Raw genomic sequence first — 17,575 nt, forward strand, 5'->3', positions numbered from 1 at the left:
CGCCCGGCCCTCCACGGCCGGGCGGCGCGCGAAATTCGTTTGACCGGGACCTGGCCCCGGTACTGCACTGAGGCGGGCGTCACGGGTCGTGGCGCCGGCATCCCAGGAGGCTGCGCCAGCGATGGACATCCGCTCCACGACCGACCAGGACCTCGATGTCTTCGTCGACACGCTCCACGCCGCGTTCGGCCTCTTCCCGGACACCCCGGTGGAGGGCAGGGGGGTCTGGTGGTCGGCGTTCGAGATGGACCGCGGTCTGCTCGCGGTGGCGGCGGACGGGCGGCCCGTCGGCACCGCCGGCGCGTACTCCTTCGAGCTCACGCTGCCCGGTGAGGTCCTCGTTCCGGCTCCCGGGGTGACCGCGGTGGGCGTCCTGCCCACGCACCGGCGCCAGGGCGTGCTCACCGCGATGATGCGGCGTCAGCTCGGCGATCTGCGGGCCCGGGGAGAGGTCCTCTCCGTCCTCCTGGCCTCCGAGGCCACGATCTACGGCAGGTTCGGCTACGGACCGGCGACCTGCACGGAGCGGCTGACGGTGCCGCGCCACCGGGCCGCCCTGGCGCTCCCCCGCGCACGCGGGGCGGACCCGGACCCGGGTTCCGTGGAGGTGCTGCGGCGCTCCGCCTGCGGGGACCTCCTGGAGGAGGTCTACGACCGGTACCGCCGCAGGCAGCCCGGCGCGCTGTCCCGTCCCCGCCGCTGGTGGGAGCTGGGCGCGGGGCAGCCCCCGGTCGCCGAGGCGCCCCGCCACGTCGCCGTCCACCGGGACGCCGACGGTGTGCCGGACGGCTACGCCAGTTATGCGCTCGCGGACCGGGTCCTGACGGTCGACGAGACCGTCGCCGCCGACGACACGGTGTTCACCGCCCTGGCCGGATGCGTCCTGGGCCACGACCTGGTCGAGAAGGTCGTGTTCCGGCACGTCCCGCCCGGGCACCCGCTGCGCTGGCAGCTCGCCGACCACCGCGCCGGCGAGGTCGGCTCCGTCACCGACTGGCTCTGGGTGCGGCTGCTGGACGTCCCCCGCGCGCTGACCTCCCGCGGCTGGTTCACCGACGGCGAGCTGGTCCTCGACGTCGACGATCCCTTCCTCGGCGAGCACACGCGCCACCTGCTGACCGTCCGGGACGGCACGGCGGACTGCGTACCGACCGACCGCGGGCCCGACCTGTCCCTGGACGTGCGGGACCTGGGCTCCGTCTACCTGGGCGGCACCCCGGTGAGCACCCTGGTGCGGGCCGGGCACATCCGGGCCCACCGTCCCGGAGCGGCCGCCCTCGCCGACGCGCTCTTCCGCGCCGAGCGTCCCCCGCACTGCCTGCACTGGTTCTGACGGTCCGTCCGCGGACGTGCCCGCGGCCCGCGTGATCAGCTCTGCGCCATGTCCACGAAGCGCGAGTAGTGGCCCTGGAAGGCGACCGTGATGGTGGCCGTCGGACCGTTACGGTGCTTGGCCACGATCAGGTCCGCCTCGCCCGCGCGCGGCGACTCCTTCTCGTAGGCGTCCTCACGGTGGAGCAGGATGACCATGTCGGCGTCCTGCTCGATGGAGCCGGACTCACGCAGGTCGGAGACCATCGGCTTCTTGTCGGTCCGCTGCTCGGGGCCTCGGTTCAGCTGGGAGAGCGCGATCACCGGGATCTCCAGCTCCTTGGCCAGCAGCTTGAGGTTACGGGACATGTCCGAGACCTCCTGCTGGCGGTTCTCGGCGCGCTTGGAACCGCCGGACTGCATCAGCTGGAGGTAGTCGATGACGACCAGCTTCAGGTCGTTGCGCTGCTTGAGCCGACGGCACTTGGCTCGGATCTCCATCATCGACAGGTTGGGGGAGTCGTCGATGTAGAGCGGCGCGGCGGAGACGTCGGGCATCCGGCGCGCCAGGCGGGTCCAGTCGTCGTCGGTCATGGTGCCCGAACGCATGTGGTGGAGGGCCACCCGTGCCTCGGCGGAGAGCAGGCGCATGGCGATCTCGTTGCGGCCCATCTCCAGGGAGAAGACCACGCTGGGCAGCTGGTGCTTGATCGACGCCGCACGGGCGAAGTCCAGCGCCAGGGTCGACTTGCCCATGGCCGGGCGGGCCGCGATGACGATCATCTGACCGGGGTGAAGACCGTTGGTCAGGGCGTCGAAGTCGGTGAAGCCGGTGGGGACGCCGGTCATCTCGCCGCTGCGGGAGCCGATCGCCTCGATCTCGTCGAGCGCGCCCTCCATGATGTCGCCGAGCGGGAGGTAGTCCTCGCTGGTGCGCTGCTCGGTGACGGCGTAGATCTCGGCCTGCGCGCGGTTGACGATCTCGTCGACGTCGTCGTCCGCCGCGTATCCCATCTGGGTGATCCGGGTCCCCGCCTCCACCAGGCGGCGCAGCACGGCGCGTTCGTGGACGATCTCCGCGTAGTACTCGGCGTTGGCCGCGGTGGGGACCGTCTGGACCAGGGTGTGCAGGTAGGCGGCACCGCCCACCTTGTTGATCTCACCGCGCTTGGTGAGCTCGGCGGCGATGGTGATCGGGTCGGCCGGCTCGCCCTTGGCGTAGACGTCCAGGATGGCCTGGTAGATCAGCTCGTGGGCCGGCTTGTAGAAGTCGTGGCCCTTGAGGACCTCCACCACGTCGGCGATGGCGTCCTTGGACAGCAGCATGCCGCCGAGCACGGACTGTTCGGCGTCGAGGTCCTGCGGTGGCACCCGTTCGAAGGGGGAGACCTCCTGGTCGGCCCACCGTCCGTCCCCGGAGCGGTCCCCACGACCGCCGGAACGGCCCGGCCCGGAATCCTCGCGACGGCGCGACGCGGGCAGACGATCACTGGGACCGCTCTCGGCCCAGGGGTCGTCCAAGGGCTCGGAAATGCTCACCGAGCGACCCTCCTCCCGTCCGCCGCGCGGACCTCGCCGTGCCCTTCCGTTGTACGGCACGGCTCTGACAGATCGAGCGGCCCGCCTACCCTTGTGACGTGCCGGTCGCGCGGGGAATCTCCACGCCCGGCGGGGGCGAGCACCGCACCACGCTAAGCCCGCAGCCACCGCCAGCCAATCTCGTTATCCACAGGCCATGTGGAAGACCGGCCGTATGTTGTGGACAACCCCGCGAATCCTGTGCACGAGTCGGTGGACAGCGCTGTGAACAAGCCCGCAGCGATTCGCGATTCACCCTATTGACCTGCGGTAACGCGGATCGCCGGTTGTGTAGAAGAAAAAAATCGGCCGCCCGGCCAAGATCCACCGGAACGCTGTGCGAGAGCCCACGCCGAGCCCACAAAAGTAAGCGTCAGAAGTCCGTTGCACCTCTTACCTGTGGAAGATTAGATTGGTGCTTATGACACAGGCTTCTGCGACCGGCCGGGCGGGCCGCCGCCGACACGACCGTGAGATCATCGCGCTGGCGCTCCCGGCCTTCGGAGCCCTGGTCGCCGAGCCCCTTTTCATCCTCGCGGACAGTGCGATCGTCGGACATCTGGGCACCGCGCAATTGGCCGGTCTCGGTGTGGCGTCGACGCTCCTGGCCACTGCGGTGAGCGTCTTCGTCTTCCTCGCCTATGCGACGACCGCCGCCGTCGCCCGGCGGGTCGGCGCCGGCGACCTCGGCGCCGCCATCCGTCAAGGGATGGACGGCATCTGGCTTGCGCTGCTGCTGGGCTGTGCGGTGATCGCTGTCACGCTGCCCACCGCCCCGGCCCTGGTCGGACTTTTCGGCGCCTCCGACACCGTGGCCCCGTATGCCATCACCTACCTGCGGATCTCCTCCCTCGGCATCCCCCCGATGCTCGTCGTCCTCGCCGCGACCGGTGTGCTGCGAGGACTCCAGGACACCAGGACTCCCCTGCGGGTGGCTGTCGGCGGTTTCATGGCCAACGCCGTCCTCAATGTGGTGCTGGTCTACGGCGCCGACATGGGCATCGCGGGTTCCGCCTGGGGCACGGTGATCGCCCAGTGCGGCATGGCGGCGGTCTACCTGGTGGTGGTCGTGCGCGGAGCCCGTCGTCATGGAGCGTCGTTGCGTCCGGATGCGGCAGGGATCCGGGCGTCCGCCCAGGCCGGTGTGCCCTTGCTGGTCCGCACCCTCTCCCTGCGGGCGATCCTGATGATCGCCACCGCGGTGGCGGCCCGCCTGGGCGACGCCGACGTGGCGGCACACCAGATCGTCCTCTCGCTCTGGAGCCTGCTGGCCTTCGCACTGGACGCCATCGCCATCGCCGGTCAGGCCATCATCGGGCGGTACCTCGGTGCCGGTGATTCCCAGGGGGCCAGGGAAGCCTGCCGTCGCATGGTCGAGTGGGGGATCGCGGCGGGCATCGCCCTCGGTCTCCTGGTGGTACTGGCCAGGCCGCTGCTTCTGCCCCTGTTCACCGGTGACGCCTCGGTCCGGGAAGCGGCGTTCCCGGCATTGATCGTCATCGCACTGGCCCAGCCGCTCTGCGGGGTCGTCTTCGTCCTGGACGGCGTTCTCATGGGGGCGGGTGACGGCCCTTACCTGGCCTGGGCCATGCTCGCCACGCTCGCCGTCTTCACGCCGGTCGCCCTGTTGGTGCCCGCCATGGGAGGCGGGCTCACCGCACTCTGGGGTGCGATGACCCTGATGATGGCCGTACGGATGCTGACCCTCTGGTGGCGCGCCCGGTCCGGACGGTGGATCGTCACCGGCGCGACCCGCTGACGGACGCCCGCGCGGGGCCTGGCCTCGCTGTTTCACGTGAAACGCGGGAACGGGGCAGACCTCACGAGGAAGAGCATGCAAGAAGGGCCGCACCTGGCAGGTGCGGCCCTTCTCAGTGGTCGCTGAGCGTCAGCTCAGTCGCGAGCCGAAGCTCAGGCGGAGACGACCTCGACGCTGACCTTGGCAGCGACCTCGGGGTGCAGACGCACCGAGGTCTCGTGCGAGCCCAGGGTCTTGATCGGAGCGCCCAGCTCGATGCGGCGCTTGTCGACCTCGGGGCCACCGGAAGCCTTGATCGCGGAAGCGATGTCGGCCGGGGTGACGGAGCCGAAGAGACGACCGGCGTCGCCGGAGCGAACGGCCAGACGGACCTTGGTGCCCTCGAGCTGCGCCTTGACGGCGTTGGCCTGCTCGATGGTCTGGATCTCGTGGATCTTGCGGGCGCGGCGGATCTGCGCCACGTCCTTCTCGCCACCCTTGGTCCAGCGGATCGCGAAGTTCCGCGGGATCAGGTAGTTGCGAGCGTAGCCGTCCTTGACGTCGACGACGTCGCCGGCAGCGCCGAGGCCGGAGACCTCGTGGGTGAGGATGATCTTCATTTTTCGGTCACCCTTCCCTTATCGCGCGGTGGACGTGTAGGGCAGCAGCGCCATCTCACGGCTGTTCTTCACGGCCGTGGCGACGTCACGCTGGTGCTGGGTGCAGTTGCCGGTCACGCGGCGGGCACGGATCTTGCCGCGGTCGGAAATGAACTTCCGCAGCATGTTCGTGTCCTTGTAGTCCACGTACGTGACCTTGTCCTTGCAGAACGCGCAGACCTTCTTCTTCGGCTTGCGCACAGGCGGCTTCGCCATGGTGATTCTCCTGTGTGATCAAGAAGTGTGGGTGACGAGTCCGCCCTAGAAGGGGGGCTCGTCCGAGTAGCCACCGCCGGAGCCGGAGCCGCCGCCCCAGCCGCCGCCGCCCTGGTTGCCGGCGGGAGCACCGCCGGACGCCCACGGGTCGGGCTGGGAGCCGCCGCCCTGCTGACCGCCGCCGGGGCCACCGCCCCAGCCGCCGCCACCCTGGTTGCCGCCGCCGCCGTAACCGCCCTGGCCGCCGCGGGCACCGCCGCCGGAGGTCTTGGTGACCTTCGCCGTGGCGTTCCGCAGGCTGGGGCCGACTTCCTCGACGTCCAGCTCGTAGACCGTCCGCCTGACGCCCTGGTTGTCGTCGTAGGACCGCTGCTTCAGCCGGCCCTGGACGACCACGCGCATGCCCTTCGTCAGGGACTCCGCGACGTTCTCCGCCGTCTGCCGCCAGACCGAGCAGCTCAGGAACAGGCTCTCGCCGTCCTTCCACTCGTTGGTCTGCCGGTCGAAGGTGCGGGGGGTGGACGCGACACGGAAGTTCGCGACCGGCGCACCGGACGGGGTGAAGCGCAGCTCGGGGTCGTCGACCAGATTGCCGACGACCGTGATGACGGTCTCGCCTGCCATGGGGGAACCTCTCAGCGGGTTTGCTGCTGGCTGCTGGTGGTGCTACTCGATTCCCGGGAATGACCGAGCCGGCAGGCTCAGTGCATCTCGGGACGGAGGACCTTGGTCCGGAGGACCGACTCGTTCAGGTTCATCTGGCGGTCGAGCTCCTTGACGACCGCAGGCTCGGCCTGCAGGTCGATGACCGAGTAGATGCCCTCGGGCTTCTTCTTGATCTCGTACGCGAGACGACGACGGCCCCAGGTGTCGACCTTCTCGACCTTGCCGTTGCCCTCACGGACGACGGAAAGGAAGTTCTCGATCAGGGGGGCGACAGCGCGCTCCTCCAGATCGGGGTCGAGGATGACCATCACCTCGTAGTGACGCATGTGGAACCCACCTCCTTTGGACTCAGCGGCCACGGTCGATCCGTGGCAGGAGGGTTGTATGCGTGGTGTTACATCAGCAACGGTATCGGCACCCACTGACAGTCGGGGCGGAAGCCTTCGTGACGTGGGCAGACACCGGTGCAGACGGTACAGACTACCCGCACACCGGCTTCCGGCTGAAATCCGTGCGCGAACAGCGTCGATCCGGTACATATCGGGTACTCGCCGACTAGGATGCGCCGCTTCCGTCGGGAGGTGCTCATGGCACAGACAACGCGTTCGCAGCCGCGACCCACTACCATCCACGGGTCCCTCTTCGCCACCGACCACAAGCCCCACCCCAAGGTGAACGCCCTGCTCGGCGTCACCCTGGTGCTCGGTGTGCTGGCCCTGGTGACAGCCGGGTTCCACAACCTCCACCTGATCACCTCGTGGGCGGGCCTGATCGGCATCGTCACGGGTGGCTTCGGCCAGTTCATCTCGGCGACCACCCGCGAACGGTTCGGGCTGATCGTCGGGCTGGGCGCCTGCGCGCTCGGATTCTTCCTGGGCATGTCCCACGGAGGTCTCTTCGGCGGGGTGGTTCCGTAGCCCTGCCGACGCCGCCGTCCGGGCGGCGAGGGCCACGGCCCCCTTCCTCCCTGTTGTCCCGTCCGCCCCGGCCGGCACCGGCTTCCCGGTGCCGGCCGGGGCGGACTCCGTACGTGTCCGTCAGTACGTTCGGCAGGCACAGTAGGCTTCGGCGCGAGAGCCGGAGCCCCGACATGTGGGGACACGCCAGCCGAGGAGCGCCCCGAATGAGCCTGACCCTGAGGACGATCAGCCGAGAACAGCATCTGGCCTACATCCAGAGTCTGCCCTCGGCGAGCCACATGCAGGTACCGGCGTGGGCGGATGTGAAGGCCGAGTGGCGCTCGGAGAGCCTGGGCTGGTTCGACGACCGCAGCGGCGAGCTGGTCGGCGCGGGCCTGGTGCTGTACCGGCAGCTGCCCAAGATCAAGCGCTACCTGGCCTACCTGCCCGAGGGGCCGGTCATCAACTGGTACGCGCCCAACCTGACCGACTGGCTGGAGCCCATGCTGGCCCACCTGAAGGAGCAGGGAGCCTTCTCCGTGAAGATGGGCCCGCCGGTGGTCATCCGCCGCTGGGACGCCCCCTCCATCAAGAGGGGCATCCAGGACACGGACGTGAAGCGGCTGCGGGACATCGAGCCGGACTTCATCGAGCCGCGCGCCTTCGAGGTGGCCGACAAGCTGCGCCGGATGGGCTGGCAGCAGGGTGAGGACGGCGGCGCCGGCTTCGGCGACGTCCAGCCCCGCTACGTCTTCCAGGTCCCGCTGGCGAACCGCTCGCTCGAGGACGTCCACAAGAACTTCAACCAGCTGTGGCGCCGCAACATCAAGAAGGCCGAGAAGGCCGGCGTCGAGGTCGTCCAGGGCGGATACCAGGACCTCGAGGAGTGGCAGCGGCTCTACGAGATCACCGCGGTGCGCGACCGTTTCCGGCCCCGTCCGCTCTCCTACTTCCAGCGCATGTGGACGGCGCTCAACGCCGAGGACCCCAACCGCATGCGGCTGTACTTCGCCCGCAAGGACGGGGTGAACCTGTCCGCGGCGACCATGCTGATCGTCGGCGGGCACGTCTGGTACTCCTACGGCGCCTCCGACAACGTCGGCCGCGAGTTCCGCCCCTCCAACGCCATGCAGTGGCGGATGCTCCGGGACGCCTACGCACTGGGCGCCACCGTCTACGACCTGCGGGGCATCTCCGACTCGCTCGACGAGTCGGACCACCTCTTCGGTCTCATCCAGTTCAAGGTGGGCACCGGCGGCCAGGCCGCGGAGTACCTGGGCGAGTGGGACTTCCCGCTGAACAAGCTGCTCCACAAGGCCCTCGACATCTACATGTCGCGCCGCTGACCGCATCGGTGTTTGCTTCCATAGTCAGCTGAGGCCGCCCCAGGGCGGCACCAGCCCTCTCCACTCCTCACATCCGAAGCCACGAGAAAGGGTCCGGACCGGCCATGGCGCTCACGCTCTACGTCGACACCGCGCGCTGGCGGGCACACCACAAACACGTGCAGGATTCGTTCCCCGGCCTCGTCCCCGTCTGCAAGGGCAACGGCTACGGCTTCGGTCACGAGCGGCTGGCCGAGGAAGCGACCCGGCTGGGCTCCGACATCCTCGCCACCGGCACCACCTACGAGGCGGCCAAGCTCAAGGACTGGTTCGGCGGCGACCTGCTGGTCCTGACGCCCTTCCGGCGCGGCGAGGAGCCGGTCCCGCTGCCGGACCGGGTCATCCGGTCGGTCTCTTCGGTGGACGGGGTCTACGGCCTGGTGGGCGCGCGCGTGGTGATCGAGGTGATGTCCTCGATGAAGCGCCACGGCGTCAGCGAGGCGGACCTCCCGCAACTGCACACCGCCATAGAGAACGTCCGTCTGGAGGGCTTCGCCCTCCACCTGCCCCTGGACCGCACCGACGGCTCGGACGCCGTCGAGGAGGTCATCGGCTGGATGGACCGCCTGCGGGCCGCCCGCCTCCCGCTGCACACGATGTTCGTCAGCCACCTCAAGGCGGACGAACTGACGCGACTGCAGCAGCAGTTCCCGCAGACCCGGTTCCGCGCGCGGATCGGCACCCGGCTGTGGCTGGGCGACCACGAGGCGACCGAGTACCGCGGCGCCGTCCTCGACGTCACGCGGGTCTCCAAGGGCGACCGGTTCGGCTACCGCCAGCAGAAGGTGGCGTCGGACGGCTACCTGGTCGTCGTCGCGGGCGGGACCTCGCACGGTGTCGGCCTGGAGGCGCCCAAGGCGCTGCACGGCGTGATGCCCCGGGCCAAGGGCGTGGCCCGGGCTGGTCTGGCCACCGTCAACCGGAACCTGTCGCCCTTCGTCTGGGCGGGCAAGCAGCGGTGGTTCGCCGAGCCCCCGCACATGCAGGTCTCGATCCTCTTCATCCCGGCGGACGCGCCGGAGCCCACGGTGGGCGACGAGCTGGTCGCGCACCTGCGCCACACCACGACGCAGTTCGACCGGCTCGTCGACAACTGAGCCGTTCCTACCTGTTCCCGTCCCCGTTCCCGGCGGCTTCCTCCTTGCGGAGGGAGCCGCCGCGGTACTTCCACGGGTCGTCGCCGTCGTCGCCGTCCCGGTGGCCGGTCCCGTCCGCCGAGGCCGCGAGGCCGGCGGGGTCCTGCTCGTGGGACGGACCGTCGGAGGACGAGCGGCGGGAAGCGTCCCGTGCCCCGTCGAGCACGCCGCCCGAGGGATCGTCCTCTCCCGACCGGCGCACCACGTCCTCCTCCGGCCGGACGATGTCGCGGACGATGACGGCGCAGAGGAAGAGCGTCCCCAGCAGGTGCACGAGGATCGCGAACTGGTACCCCTCCAGGGGGAGGCCCTTCGCCTTGTCGCCGCCGCTGGTCTGCGCGAGGTACAGCCAGATGCCCAGGAAGTACATGACCTCGCAGGCCTGCCAGATCAGGAAGTCGCGCCACCTCGGGCGGGCCAGGGCGGCCAGCGGCACCAGCCAGAGGACGTACTGGGGCGAGTAGACCTTGTTGGTGAGGATGAAGGCGGCCACCACCAGGAAGGCCACCTGGGCGAAGCGGGGCCGCCGCCGCGCGGAGAGGGACAGGGCCATCACGCCGGCGACCGCCGCCACGGTGAGGACGAGGGCGATGGGGTTCACGACGGCGGGGGAGAGGTCCAGGTCGGTGCGCTGGTCCAGGATCAGCCAGAAGGAGCCGAAGTCGACCGAGCGCTCCTGGCTGAAGCGGTAGAACTTGGACCAGCCCTCGAAGGCGAAGAGCATCACCGGCACGTTCACCACCAGCCAGGCGCCCGCGGCGCCCGCCACCGCGGTTCCGTACTCCCGCATGCGCCCCGACCGCCAGCAGAGGGCCAGCAGCGGCGCCAGCAGGAAGACCGGATAGAGCTTGGCGGCCGTGGCCAGGCCCAGCAGGACACCGAAGGCGAGCGGGCGGGAACGCGCCCACATCAGCATCGCGCCGGCCGTCAGGGCGACGGCCAGGAGGTCCCAGTTGATGGTGGCCGTCAGTGCGAACGCCGGTGCCAGGGCGACCAGCAGACCGTCCCAGGGCCGCCGTGCATGGGTGCGGGCAGCGCAGACGGCGATCACCGCGGCGCAGGCCATCAGCATGCCGGCGTTGACCATCCAGTAGTTCTGGCTCTGGTCCTGGAAGCTTCCGCCGTCGGGGGTCAGCCAGGAGGCCACCTCCATGAAGACCCCGGTGAGCACCGGGTACTCGAGGTACTCCATGTCCCCCGGCAGCCGGTCGAAGTACGGCACCAGCCCTTCCGCGAAACCACGGGCGTGGTACAGGTGCGGGATGTCGGAGTAACAGGCGTGGGTGTACTGGGCACCGGCGCCGTAGAACCAGCCGCCGTTGTAGCAGGGCGCCTTCTGGACCAGCCCCAGGGCGAAGAGGACCATCGCCACGAGCACCACGACGCGCACCGGCGACCACCAGACGGCGCCCGTCAGCGTATGCCGCCCCGAGGGGCCGCCCAGGAACTCGCTGCCTGCCACGGCCACGGGGTCCTCGTGGGTGGGGGAGACCGGTTCCGCCCGAACCTGCGCCACGGTGGCTCCGGTCCCCGGCCCAGGAGGCTCGGGAGTGCTCTGGTGCGTCGTCTCTGCGCCCGTCATGGCGCACATCCTGCCGTACCCGCACCGGAAACGGGCGAGGGCCGCCGCACCCGAAGGTGCGGCGGCCCCATGTTTCACGTGAAACGGACGTGACGTGCCGTTCCGGAGCTAACCGGTCGTTCCGCCCCTGCTGTTTCCACCACTGTTGTTGTTGCCGAAGACGGTGCCTTCGGTGACGGTACCGCCGTCTTCCTCACCGCCGGTTCCACCGGTGTCCGTCTCACCGGTGGTCCCACCGGTGTCCGTCTCACCGGTGGTCCCGCCGTCCGCGGTCTGACCACCGGTGTTGCCGCCGTTGGTCATGCACTCGAAGTCGAACGGCTCGCAGGTCGTGGAGGGCTCCGCCGGCTTGCTCGGCGTGGGCTTGTCGTCCTTCTCCTCCTCGTCCTCCTCGACCTCGGACTCCGACGGGCTCGGCTCCGGGCTCGGGGCCGGGTTGTAGACCGTGCCGATGGGAGCCGGCTCCGGGAAGGGCTGCGGGTTGTACTTCTCCTTGTCCTGCATGGCCACCGACATGTACTCCTTCCACACGTCGGCGGGGATGTCACCACCGTGGATGGAGGGCAGGTCGCCGACGCCCTTCATGGAGAGCAGTTCCTTGTCCTTCGGGTTGGTCCGGAACATCGCCACGGCGGTGGAGAGCTCCGAGGTGTACCCGACGTACCAGGCGGACTTGTTCTCGTCGGTCGTACCGGTCTTGCCGGCGTTCGGGAAGGGGAGGTCCGCAAGCGCCTTGGCCGTGCCGTTCTGGACCACGTTCTCCAGCACCTTGGTCACGTTGTCCGCGACCGCCGGCTCGAGGCCCTCCTCCTTCTTCGGCGGATCGAACTGGGGGAGTTCCTTGCCCGTGGGGTCGACGACCTTGGTCACCGAGAACGGCTCGTAGTGGACACCGGAGGACGCGAAGCCCGCGTAGGCGTCGGCCATGCGGATCGCGCTGGGGGTCGAGGTACCCAGGGAGAACGAGGCGTTGTTCATGTTCCCCGAGTCGAAGCTGTCCTTCAGGATGCCCAGGTCCATGGCGGTCTTGCGGGTGTTGTCCAGACCCACGTCGATGCCCAGCTGGACGAACGGAACGTTGACCGAGTGCTCCATGGCCTCTTCGAGCGTGATCATTCCCCAGGCCTCGGTGCCCTCGTTCTTCTGCCTGAACGGGAGGCCCTTGTCGTTCTTGATGGGCTCACCGTTCTGGTCCTTGATCACCGTGAGGTCGTTGCCCTGGTAGAGGCTCTGCGGCGAGAGGGGCTGGCCGCCGGTGTGGATGGTCCCGTACTCCATGGCAGAGGCCAGCACGAACGGCTTCCACGTCGATCCGACCGGCACACCCATGGTGTCCGCGTTGTTGGTGTAGTGCCCCTTGTCGTAGCCCTCACCGCCGTAGACGGCCACGATGGCTCCGCTGTCGGGGTCGACGGACGCGGCGCCGAACTGCACGTGGGTGTCGGTGTCGGGGCGCTTCTTCTCGTCGAGGAGGTCCTCGCGCGTCTTGTGCACGGCCTTCTCCAGATCCCTCACCCGGTCCTTGTCGAAGGTGGTGTAGATCCGGTAGCCGCCCCTCTCCAGGTCGTCCGTGGAGATGTCGGCCGTCTTGGCCACGTAGCCCTTGGCGATGTCGAGCAGGTAGCCGGTCTGGCCCGAGAGCTTGGACTTCTGCTTCTTGAGCTTCGGGAACTCCGTGATCTCGTCCCGATCGGACTGGGGCATCCGGCCGACCTCGACCATACGGTCCAGGATCCACTCCCAGCGCTTCTCCGCCCGCTCCGTGTTGGCCTTCTGCGAGGCGTTGGAGCCGATGCCACCGTCGGGGTTGTAGAGGTTGGGGCCCTTGAGGACCGAGGCCAGGAAGACGCTCTCGTTCGGCTCGAGGTCCTCGGCGTCCTTGCCGAAATAGGCCTGCGCGGCGGCCTGGACACCATAGGCGTCGCGGCCGTAGTAGGCGGTGTTCAGGTAGCCGGCGAGGATGTCGTCCTTCTCCATCTTCGCGCCGACCTTTATGGAGATGAACAACTCCTTGAACTTCCGGGTCAGCGTCTGACTCTGGTCCAGGTAGGTGTTCTTCACGAACTGCTGCGTGATCGTCGATCCGCCCTGGACCTCGTCACCCTTGGCCATGTTGAAGAGCGCCCGGGCGATGCCCATCGGGTCGACGCCCGCGTCCTCGTAGAAGGAGGCGTTCTCGGCGGCGATCACCGCGTCCTGCAGTTCCGTCGGGATCTTGCCCAACGACACGATCTGGCGGTTCGCCTTGCCGCCCGTGGCCGCCATCTGGCTGCCGTCGGACCAGTAGAAGACGTTGGTCTGCGCGACCGCCGCGGCCTGCTCCTCGTCCGGGACGTCCACCATGGCGTACCCCACGCCACCCACCAGCAGCAGGCCGGCGAAGAAGCCGACGAACATGCCCGTCACCAGGCGCCACGACGGCACCCAACGGGCAGCTCCGTACTTCCCGGCACGCGGATAGTCGATGAACCGGTCCCGGGACCCGGCCCGGCCCCCTCGCCCTTCGGGAGCCGCCTTGCGACGCCCTCCTCCGGCCCCTCCCGAACGCTGCGCGGCCCGACGGGCCTCGGCGCGGCCGCCGTACGGGCGCTCCTCCGCTCCCGGCTCCTGGTACGCGCCGGACGGAGAGCCGGTGGCTCCTCGCGGAGCCGCACGGCGGCCGGAGGACGAACCGGACTGGGCGCGTCGGGCCGCGGCACGTCCGCCTCCCTGCGGCTGTGGCGGTTTGCGACGGTGCTCGCTCATCGAACGATTACTCCTCGGGCAGGCGCGTACATGAGCGCCTGGAAACAGCGGCTGGTCTCCGGTCCCCCCGACGTACGGCCGATGGTCATTCGTTCAGCCGTACTACACCTGGGACAGGGACGTTCCACGGACGTCACTTGGTTCCCGGCGGTATGCATGCCGCACAGACTACGCATCGCCGAACGTGCGCAAATCGGGTTCTCGACCAGGAACGTCGCATAGCGATGCACTCGATTCGGCGATGTGACGCCGCTCACCGAGTCTCCCCTTGTACGCCGCTCGGAGCCGACCTATCGTCTGGATGTATCGACTCGATACATCGGGGAAGCATAAAGTCGACCCACGACAGTCCGCGGCAGAGAGGAGGCGACGATGAGCCGGCGTTCCGGCATCCTCGAGTTCGCCGTACTCGGCCTGCTCCGCGAGTCCCCGATGCACGGCTACGAGCTGCGCAAACGGCTCAACACGTCGCTGGGCGTCTTCCGCGCCTTCAGCTACGGAACCCTCTACCCATGCCTCAAGACGCTGGTCGCAAACGGCTGGTTGATCGAGGAACCCTCTGCGGAACCCGTGGACGCCCTGGCCACCCCGCTCACCGGGCGTCGCGCCAAGATCGTCTACCGGCTCACCGCGGAAGGTAAGGAGCGGTTCGAGGAACTGCTCTCGCAGACCGGCCCCGACTCCTACGAGGACGAGACCTTCGCGGCCCGGTTCGCCTTCTTCGGGCAGACCTCCCGCGATGTGCGCATGCGAGTGCTGGAAGGTCGTCGCAGCCGGCTCGAGGAGCGCCTGGAGAAGATGCGCGCCTCGTTCGCACGGACGCGGGAGCGCCTCGACGACTACACCCTTGAGCTCCAGCGCCACGGCATGGAGTCCGTGGAGCGCGAAGTGCGCTGGCTGAACGAGCTCATCGAGAGCGAGCGGGCCGGACGGGACCAGAAGCGGTCACCGTCCCCGAACTCCGCTCAGCAGGACACGTCATCTGGAGCGACGGGCGACCAGACCCGGCGTGGGGACGGCACCCCGCCCGAGACGCCCGAAGACAACAACACGTGAAGCCGCACGGTTTCACCGAGTACACACAGGGAGCCACCGGAATGGGTTCGGTTCGCGTAGCCATCGTCGGCGTGGGCAACTGCGCCGCCTCGCTGGTGCAGGGCGTCGAGTACTACAAGGACGCCGATCCGGCGTCCAAGGTGCCTGGCTTGATGCACGTCCAGTTCGGCGACTACCACGTCCGTGACGTGGAGTTCGTCGCCGCCTTCGACGTCGACGCGAAGAAGGTCGGCCTCGACCTCGCGGACGCCATCGGCGCCTCCGAGAACAACACCATCAAGATCTGCGACGTGCCGCGCACCGGCGTCACCGTCCAGCGGGGCCACACCCTCGACGGTCTCGGCAAGTACTACCTCGAGACCATCGAGGAGTCCTCCGACGAGCCGGTCGACGTCGTCCAGGTCCTCAAGGACCAGAAGGTCGACGTCCTGGTCTGCTACCTGCCGGTCGGGTCCGAGGACGCCGCCCGCTTCTACGCCCAGTGCGCCATCGACGCCAAGGTCGCCTTCGTCAACGCCCTCCCGGTCTTCATCGCCGGCACCAAGGAGTGGGCGGACAAGTTCACCGAGGCCGGTGTGCCGATCGTCGGTGACGACATCAAGTCGCAGGTGGGCGCCACCATCACCCACCGTGTCCTGGCGAAGCTGTTCGAGGACCGCGGTGTCGTGCTCGACCGCACGATGCAGCTGAACGTCGGCGGCAACATGGACTTCAAGAACATGCTCGAGCGCGAGCGCCTGGAGTCCAAGAAGATCTCCAAGACCCAGGCCGTCACCTCCCAGATCCCCGACCGGGACCTCGGCGCGAAGAACGTCCACATCGGCCCCTCCGACTACGTGGCCTGGCTGGACGACCGCAAGTGGGCGTACGTCCGTCTCGAGGGCCGCGCCTTCGGTGACGTCCCGCTGAACCTGGAGTACAAGCTCGAGGTCTGGGACTCCCCGAACTCGGCGGGCGTCATCATCGACGCCCTCCGTGCCGCGAAGATCGCCAAGGACCGCGGCATCGGTGGCCCCATCCTCTCCGCCTCCAGCTACTTCATGAAGTCCCCGCCGGTCCAGTACTTCGACGACGAGGCCCGTGTCAACGTCGAGAAGTTCATCGCGGGCGAGATCGAGCGCTGACACCCGCCACCTCACCGGTTCACGGTGGAAGCTCCACAGGGACCTTGGAGGGGCCCCGGGCATGTCGCCCGGGGCCCCTCCCCCCGTTGCGGACACCGCGTGTGTGAGGCTGAGCCCCATGTCAGCGGTACGCGACCTGTCCGTCCTGCTCCGCCTGCGTGACTTCCGCCGCCTGCTCGGCGTACGGCTGCTCTCCCAGGGTGCGGACGGCGTCTATCAGGTGGCACTGACCACCTACGTGGTCTTCTCCCCGGAGCAACAGACCTCGGCCGCGGCCATCGCCTCCGCGATGGCCGTGCTCCTCCTGCCGTACTCGTTCATCGGCCCGTTCGCCGGAGTCCTCCTCGACCGGTGGAGCCGGCGGCAGGTCCTGCTGTACGGCAGTCTGCTGCGCGCGCTGCTCGCCCTGGTGACCGCCGCGCTCATGCTGGGCGGCGCACCCGACCCGCTCTTCTACGCCTCCGCCCTCTGCGTCACCGCGGTCAACCGATTCGTGCTGGCCGGCCTGTCCGCCGCTCTGCCCCGGGTGGTCGACGGTGAACAGCTGGTCACGGCGAACTCCCTCACCCCCACGGCCGGCACCCTCGCGGCCACCGCCGGAGGCGGTCTGGCCTTCGTGGTCCGGCTCACAGGAGCGGACTCGGACGCCGCGGTGGTCCTGCTGGGCGCCGTCCTCTACCTCTGTGCCGCACTGGCGTCCCTCCGGATGGCGCCCGACCTGTTGGGGCCCGACCGGGACGGCGCCCCCGCTCCGCGACTCCGGCAGACCCTCACCGGCACCGCTCACGGCCTGGTCGAAGGGATGCGCCACCTCACGGAAGCCGGGAGGCGGCAGGCGTCCTGGGCGCTGGCGTCGATGACGGTGATGCGCTTCTGCTACGGCGCCCAGACGGTGATGGTCCTGATGCTCTGCCGCCACGCCTGGAGCACGGGGGCCGGATCCGGAGGAGCACAGGATGGTCTGGCGCTGCTCGGCGTCGCGGTCGCCGCATCGGGAGCAGGTTTCTTCGTCGCCGCGGCGATCACCCCCTCCGTCGCCGGACGCCTGGGGCCGCTGCGCTGGATGACGCTGTGCGCCGCCTGTGCCACCGTGCTCGCCCCCGCCCTGGTGCTGACCTTCGCCCCGGCGCCCGTCATGGCGGCCGCCTTCGTTCTGGGGATGGCCACCCAGGGAGCGAAGATCTCGACCGACACGGTGGTGCAGTGCGCCACCGAGGACCGTTTCCGCGGCCGCGTCTTCTCCGTCTACGACGTGCTCTTCAATGTGGCGTTCGTGGGGGCGGCAGGCGTGGCGGCGCTGATGCTGCCGGCCGACGGCCGCTCCCCGGCGCTGGTGCTCACCGTGACCGCGCTCTACGGAGCCGCCGCCGCGACCCTGACGCGGATTTCGGCGCGAGCACGGCCCTGACACCTTCCCGAACGCCTGATGGGCGACGTTTCACGTGAAACATCGCCCATCAGCACACCACCGCCGAGCCGC

The 17,575-nt window shown here is 69.1% G+C and carries 15 protein-coding genes; 8 read left to right on the plus strand and 7 right to left on the minus strand.

All coding sequences use genetic code 11. From position 1 onward, the window contains the following. The first annotated feature begins 121 nt into the window (after positions 1–121). Positions 122–1,333 carry a GNAT family N-acetyltransferase gene (locus A2U95_RS10550; RefSeq protein ID WP_166021885.1) on the plus strand — a complete coding sequence of 404 codons (1,212 nt, stop codon included), beginning with the start codon at positions 122–124 and terminating at the stop codon, positions 1,331–1,333. Positions 1,334–1,368: 35 nt separating this feature from the next. On the opposite strand, the gene dnaB is transcribed toward A2U95_RS10550, so the two are convergent. Continuing rightward, a complete protein-coding gene (gene dnaB, locus A2U95_RS10555; protein WP_166021886.1) occupies positions 1,369–2,850 on the minus strand; it encodes a replicative DNA helicase in 1,482 nt (493 codons plus the stop codon). A 460-nt stretch (positions 2,851–3,310) separates the two neighbouring features. On the opposite strand from dnaB, the gene A2U95_RS10560 reads away from it, so the two are divergent. After that, positions 3,311–4,648, plus strand: coding sequence for an MATE family efflux transporter (locus tag A2U95_RS10560; RefSeq protein ID WP_166021887.1), 1,338 nt, complete (start codon positions 3,311–3,313; stop codon positions 4,646–4,648). 152 nt (positions 4,649–4,800) lie between these two features. Here A2U95_RS10560 and rplI read toward each other — a convergent pair whose 3' ends face one another. From rplI to rpsF, 4 genes are all read right to left on the minus strand, one after another. Further along, positions 4,801–5,247, minus strand: coding sequence for a 50S ribosomal protein L9 (gene rplI, locus A2U95_RS10565; RefSeq protein ID WP_166021888.1), 447 nt, complete (start codon positions 5,245–5,247; stop codon positions 4,801–4,803). Between the two features lie 18 nt (positions 5,248–5,265). Further along, positions 5,266–5,502 carry a 30S ribosomal protein S18 gene (gene rpsR / locus A2U95_RS10570; protein WP_003949403.1) on the minus strand — a complete coding sequence of 79 codons (237 nt, stop codon included), beginning with the start codon at positions 5,500–5,502 and terminating at the stop codon, positions 5,266–5,268. 45 nt (positions 5,503–5,547) lie between these two features. Continuing rightward, complete coding sequence (locus tag A2U95_RS10575) at positions 5,548–6,126, minus strand: single-stranded DNA-binding protein (protein ID WP_166021889.1); 579 nt, start codon at positions 6,124–6,126, stop codon at positions 5,548–5,550. Positions 6,127–6,203: 77 nt separating this feature from the next. Continuing rightward, positions 6,204–6,494: a 30S ribosomal protein S6 gene (gene rpsF / locus A2U95_RS10580; protein ID WP_023548633.1), complete on the minus strand. Its 291-nt coding sequence runs from the start codon at positions 6,492–6,494 to the stop codon at positions 6,204–6,206. Between the two features lie 261 nt (positions 6,495–6,755). On the opposite strand from rpsF, the gene A2U95_RS10585 reads away from it, so the two are divergent. The 3 genes from A2U95_RS10585 (at position 6,756) to A2U95_RS10595 (ending at position 9,549) form a co-directional block, all read left to right on the plus strand. Beyond that, on the plus strand, positions 6,756–7,085 hold the full coding sequence (locus A2U95_RS10585; RefSeq protein WP_166021890.1) for a hypothetical protein: 330 nt from the start codon (positions 6,756–6,758) through the stop codon (positions 7,083–7,085). A 206-nt stretch (positions 7,086–7,291) separates the two neighbouring features. Then, complete coding sequence (locus A2U95_RS10590; RefSeq protein ID WP_166021891.1) at positions 7,292–8,413, plus strand: lipid II:glycine glycyltransferase FemX; 1,122 nt, start codon at positions 7,292–7,294, stop codon at positions 8,411–8,413. A gap of 104 nt (positions 8,414–8,517) precedes the next feature. Beyond that, a complete protein-coding gene (locus A2U95_RS10595; protein ID WP_166021892.1) occupies positions 8,518–9,549 on the plus strand; it encodes an alanine racemase in 1,032 nt (343 codons plus the stop codon). A gap of 7 nt (positions 9,550–9,556) precedes the next feature. Here the strand turns inward: A2U95_RS10595 and A2U95_RS10600 are convergent, their stop codons facing one another. Both A2U95_RS10600 and A2U95_RS10605 read right to left on the minus strand, forming a co-directional pair. After that, positions 9,557–11,179, minus strand: a complete 1,623-nt coding sequence (locus A2U95_RS10600) for a glycosyltransferase family 87 protein (protein ID WP_420856985.1) — start codon at positions 11,177–11,179, stop codon at positions 9,557–9,559. A 99-nt stretch (positions 11,180–11,278) separates the two neighbouring features. Next, positions 11,279–13,915 carry a transglycosylase domain-containing protein gene (locus A2U95_RS10605; RefSeq protein ID WP_166021894.1) on the minus strand — a complete coding sequence of 879 codons (2,637 nt, stop codon included), beginning with the start codon at positions 13,913–13,915 and terminating at the stop codon, positions 11,279–11,281. A 372-nt stretch (positions 13,916–14,287) separates the two neighbouring features. On the opposite strand from A2U95_RS10605, the gene A2U95_RS10610 reads away from it, so the two are divergent. The 3 genes from A2U95_RS10610 (at position 14,288) to A2U95_RS10620 (ending at position 17,503) form a co-directional block, all read left to right on the plus strand. Further along, positions 14,288–14,971 carry a PadR family transcriptional regulator gene (locus A2U95_RS10610; protein WP_166021895.1) on the plus strand — a complete coding sequence of 228 codons (684 nt, stop codon included), beginning with the start codon at positions 14,288–14,290 and terminating at the stop codon, positions 14,969–14,971. Positions 14,972–15,012: 41 nt separating this feature from the next. Continuing rightward, complete coding sequence (locus A2U95_RS10615) at positions 15,013–16,095, plus strand: inositol-3-phosphate synthase (protein WP_166021896.1); 1,083 nt, start codon at positions 15,013–15,015, stop codon at positions 16,093–16,095. 118 nt (positions 16,096–16,213) lie between these two features. Further along, positions 16,214–17,503, plus strand: coding sequence for an MFS transporter (locus A2U95_RS10620; protein WP_166021897.1), 1,290 nt, complete (start codon positions 16,214–16,216; stop codon positions 17,501–17,503). Positions 17,504–17,575: the final 72 nt, after the last annotated feature.

Source organism: Streptomyces chilikensis (assembly GCF_001642695.1).
Classification (GTDB): Bacteria; Actinomycetota; Actinomycetes; order Streptomycetales; family Streptomycetaceae; genus Streptomyces; species Streptomyces chilikensis.

What these genes read in the sequence shown, in the direction of transcription:
- A2U95_RS10550 (WP_166021885.1), top strand. Translation starts at nt 122, where the DNA reads ATGGACATCCGCTCCACGACCGACCAGGACCTCGATGTCTTCGTCGAC.
- A2U95_RS10560 (WP_166021887.1), top strand. Translation starts at nt 3,311, where the DNA reads ATGACACAGGCTTCTGCGACCGGCCGGGCGGGCCGCCGCCGACACGAC.
- rplI (WP_166021888.1), bottom strand. Translation starts at nt 5,247, where the DNA reads ATGAAGATCATCCTCACCCACGAGGTCTCCGGCCTCGGCGCTGCCGGC.
- rpsR (WP_003949403.1), bottom strand. Translation starts at nt 5,502, where the DNA reads ATGGCGAAGCCGCCTGTGCGCAAGCCGAAGAAGAAGGTCTGCGCGTTC.
- A2U95_RS10575 (WP_166021889.1), bottom strand. Translation starts at nt 6,126, where the DNA reads ATGGCAGGCGAGACCGTCATCACGGTCGTCGGCAATCTGGTCGACGAC.
- rpsF (WP_023548633.1), bottom strand. Translation starts at nt 6,494, where the DNA reads ATGCGTCACTACGAGGTGATGGTCATCCTCGACCCCGATCTGGAGGAG.
- A2U95_RS10585 (WP_166021890.1), top strand. Translation starts at nt 6,756, where the DNA reads ATGGCACAGACAACGCGTTCGCAGCCGCGACCCACTACCATCCACGGG.
- A2U95_RS10590 (WP_166021891.1), top strand. Translation starts at nt 7,292, where the DNA reads ATGAGCCTGACCCTGAGGACGATCAGCCGAGAACAGCATCTGGCCTAC.
- A2U95_RS10595 (WP_166021892.1), top strand. Translation starts at nt 8,518, where the DNA reads ATGGCGCTCACGCTCTACGTCGACACCGCGCGCTGGCGGGCACACCAC.
- A2U95_RS10600 (WP_420856985.1), bottom strand. Translation starts at nt 11,179, where the DNA reads ATGTGCGCCATGACGGGCGCAGAGACGACGCACCAGAGCACTCCCGAG.
- A2U95_RS10605 (WP_166021894.1), bottom strand. Translation starts at nt 13,915, where the DNA reads ATGAGCGAGCACCGTCGCAAACCGCCACAGCCGCAGGGAGGCGGACGT.
- A2U95_RS10610 (WP_166021895.1), top strand. Translation starts at nt 14,288, where the DNA reads ATGAGCCGGCGTTCCGGCATCCTCGAGTTCGCCGTACTCGGCCTGCTC.
- A2U95_RS10615 (WP_166021896.1), top strand. Translation starts at nt 15,013, where the DNA reads ATGGGTTCGGTTCGCGTAGCCATCGTCGGCGTGGGCAACTGCGCCGCC.
- A2U95_RS10620 (WP_166021897.1), top strand. Translation starts at nt 16,214, where the DNA reads ATGTCAGCGGTACGCGACCTGTCCGTCCTGCTCCGCCTGCGTGACTTC.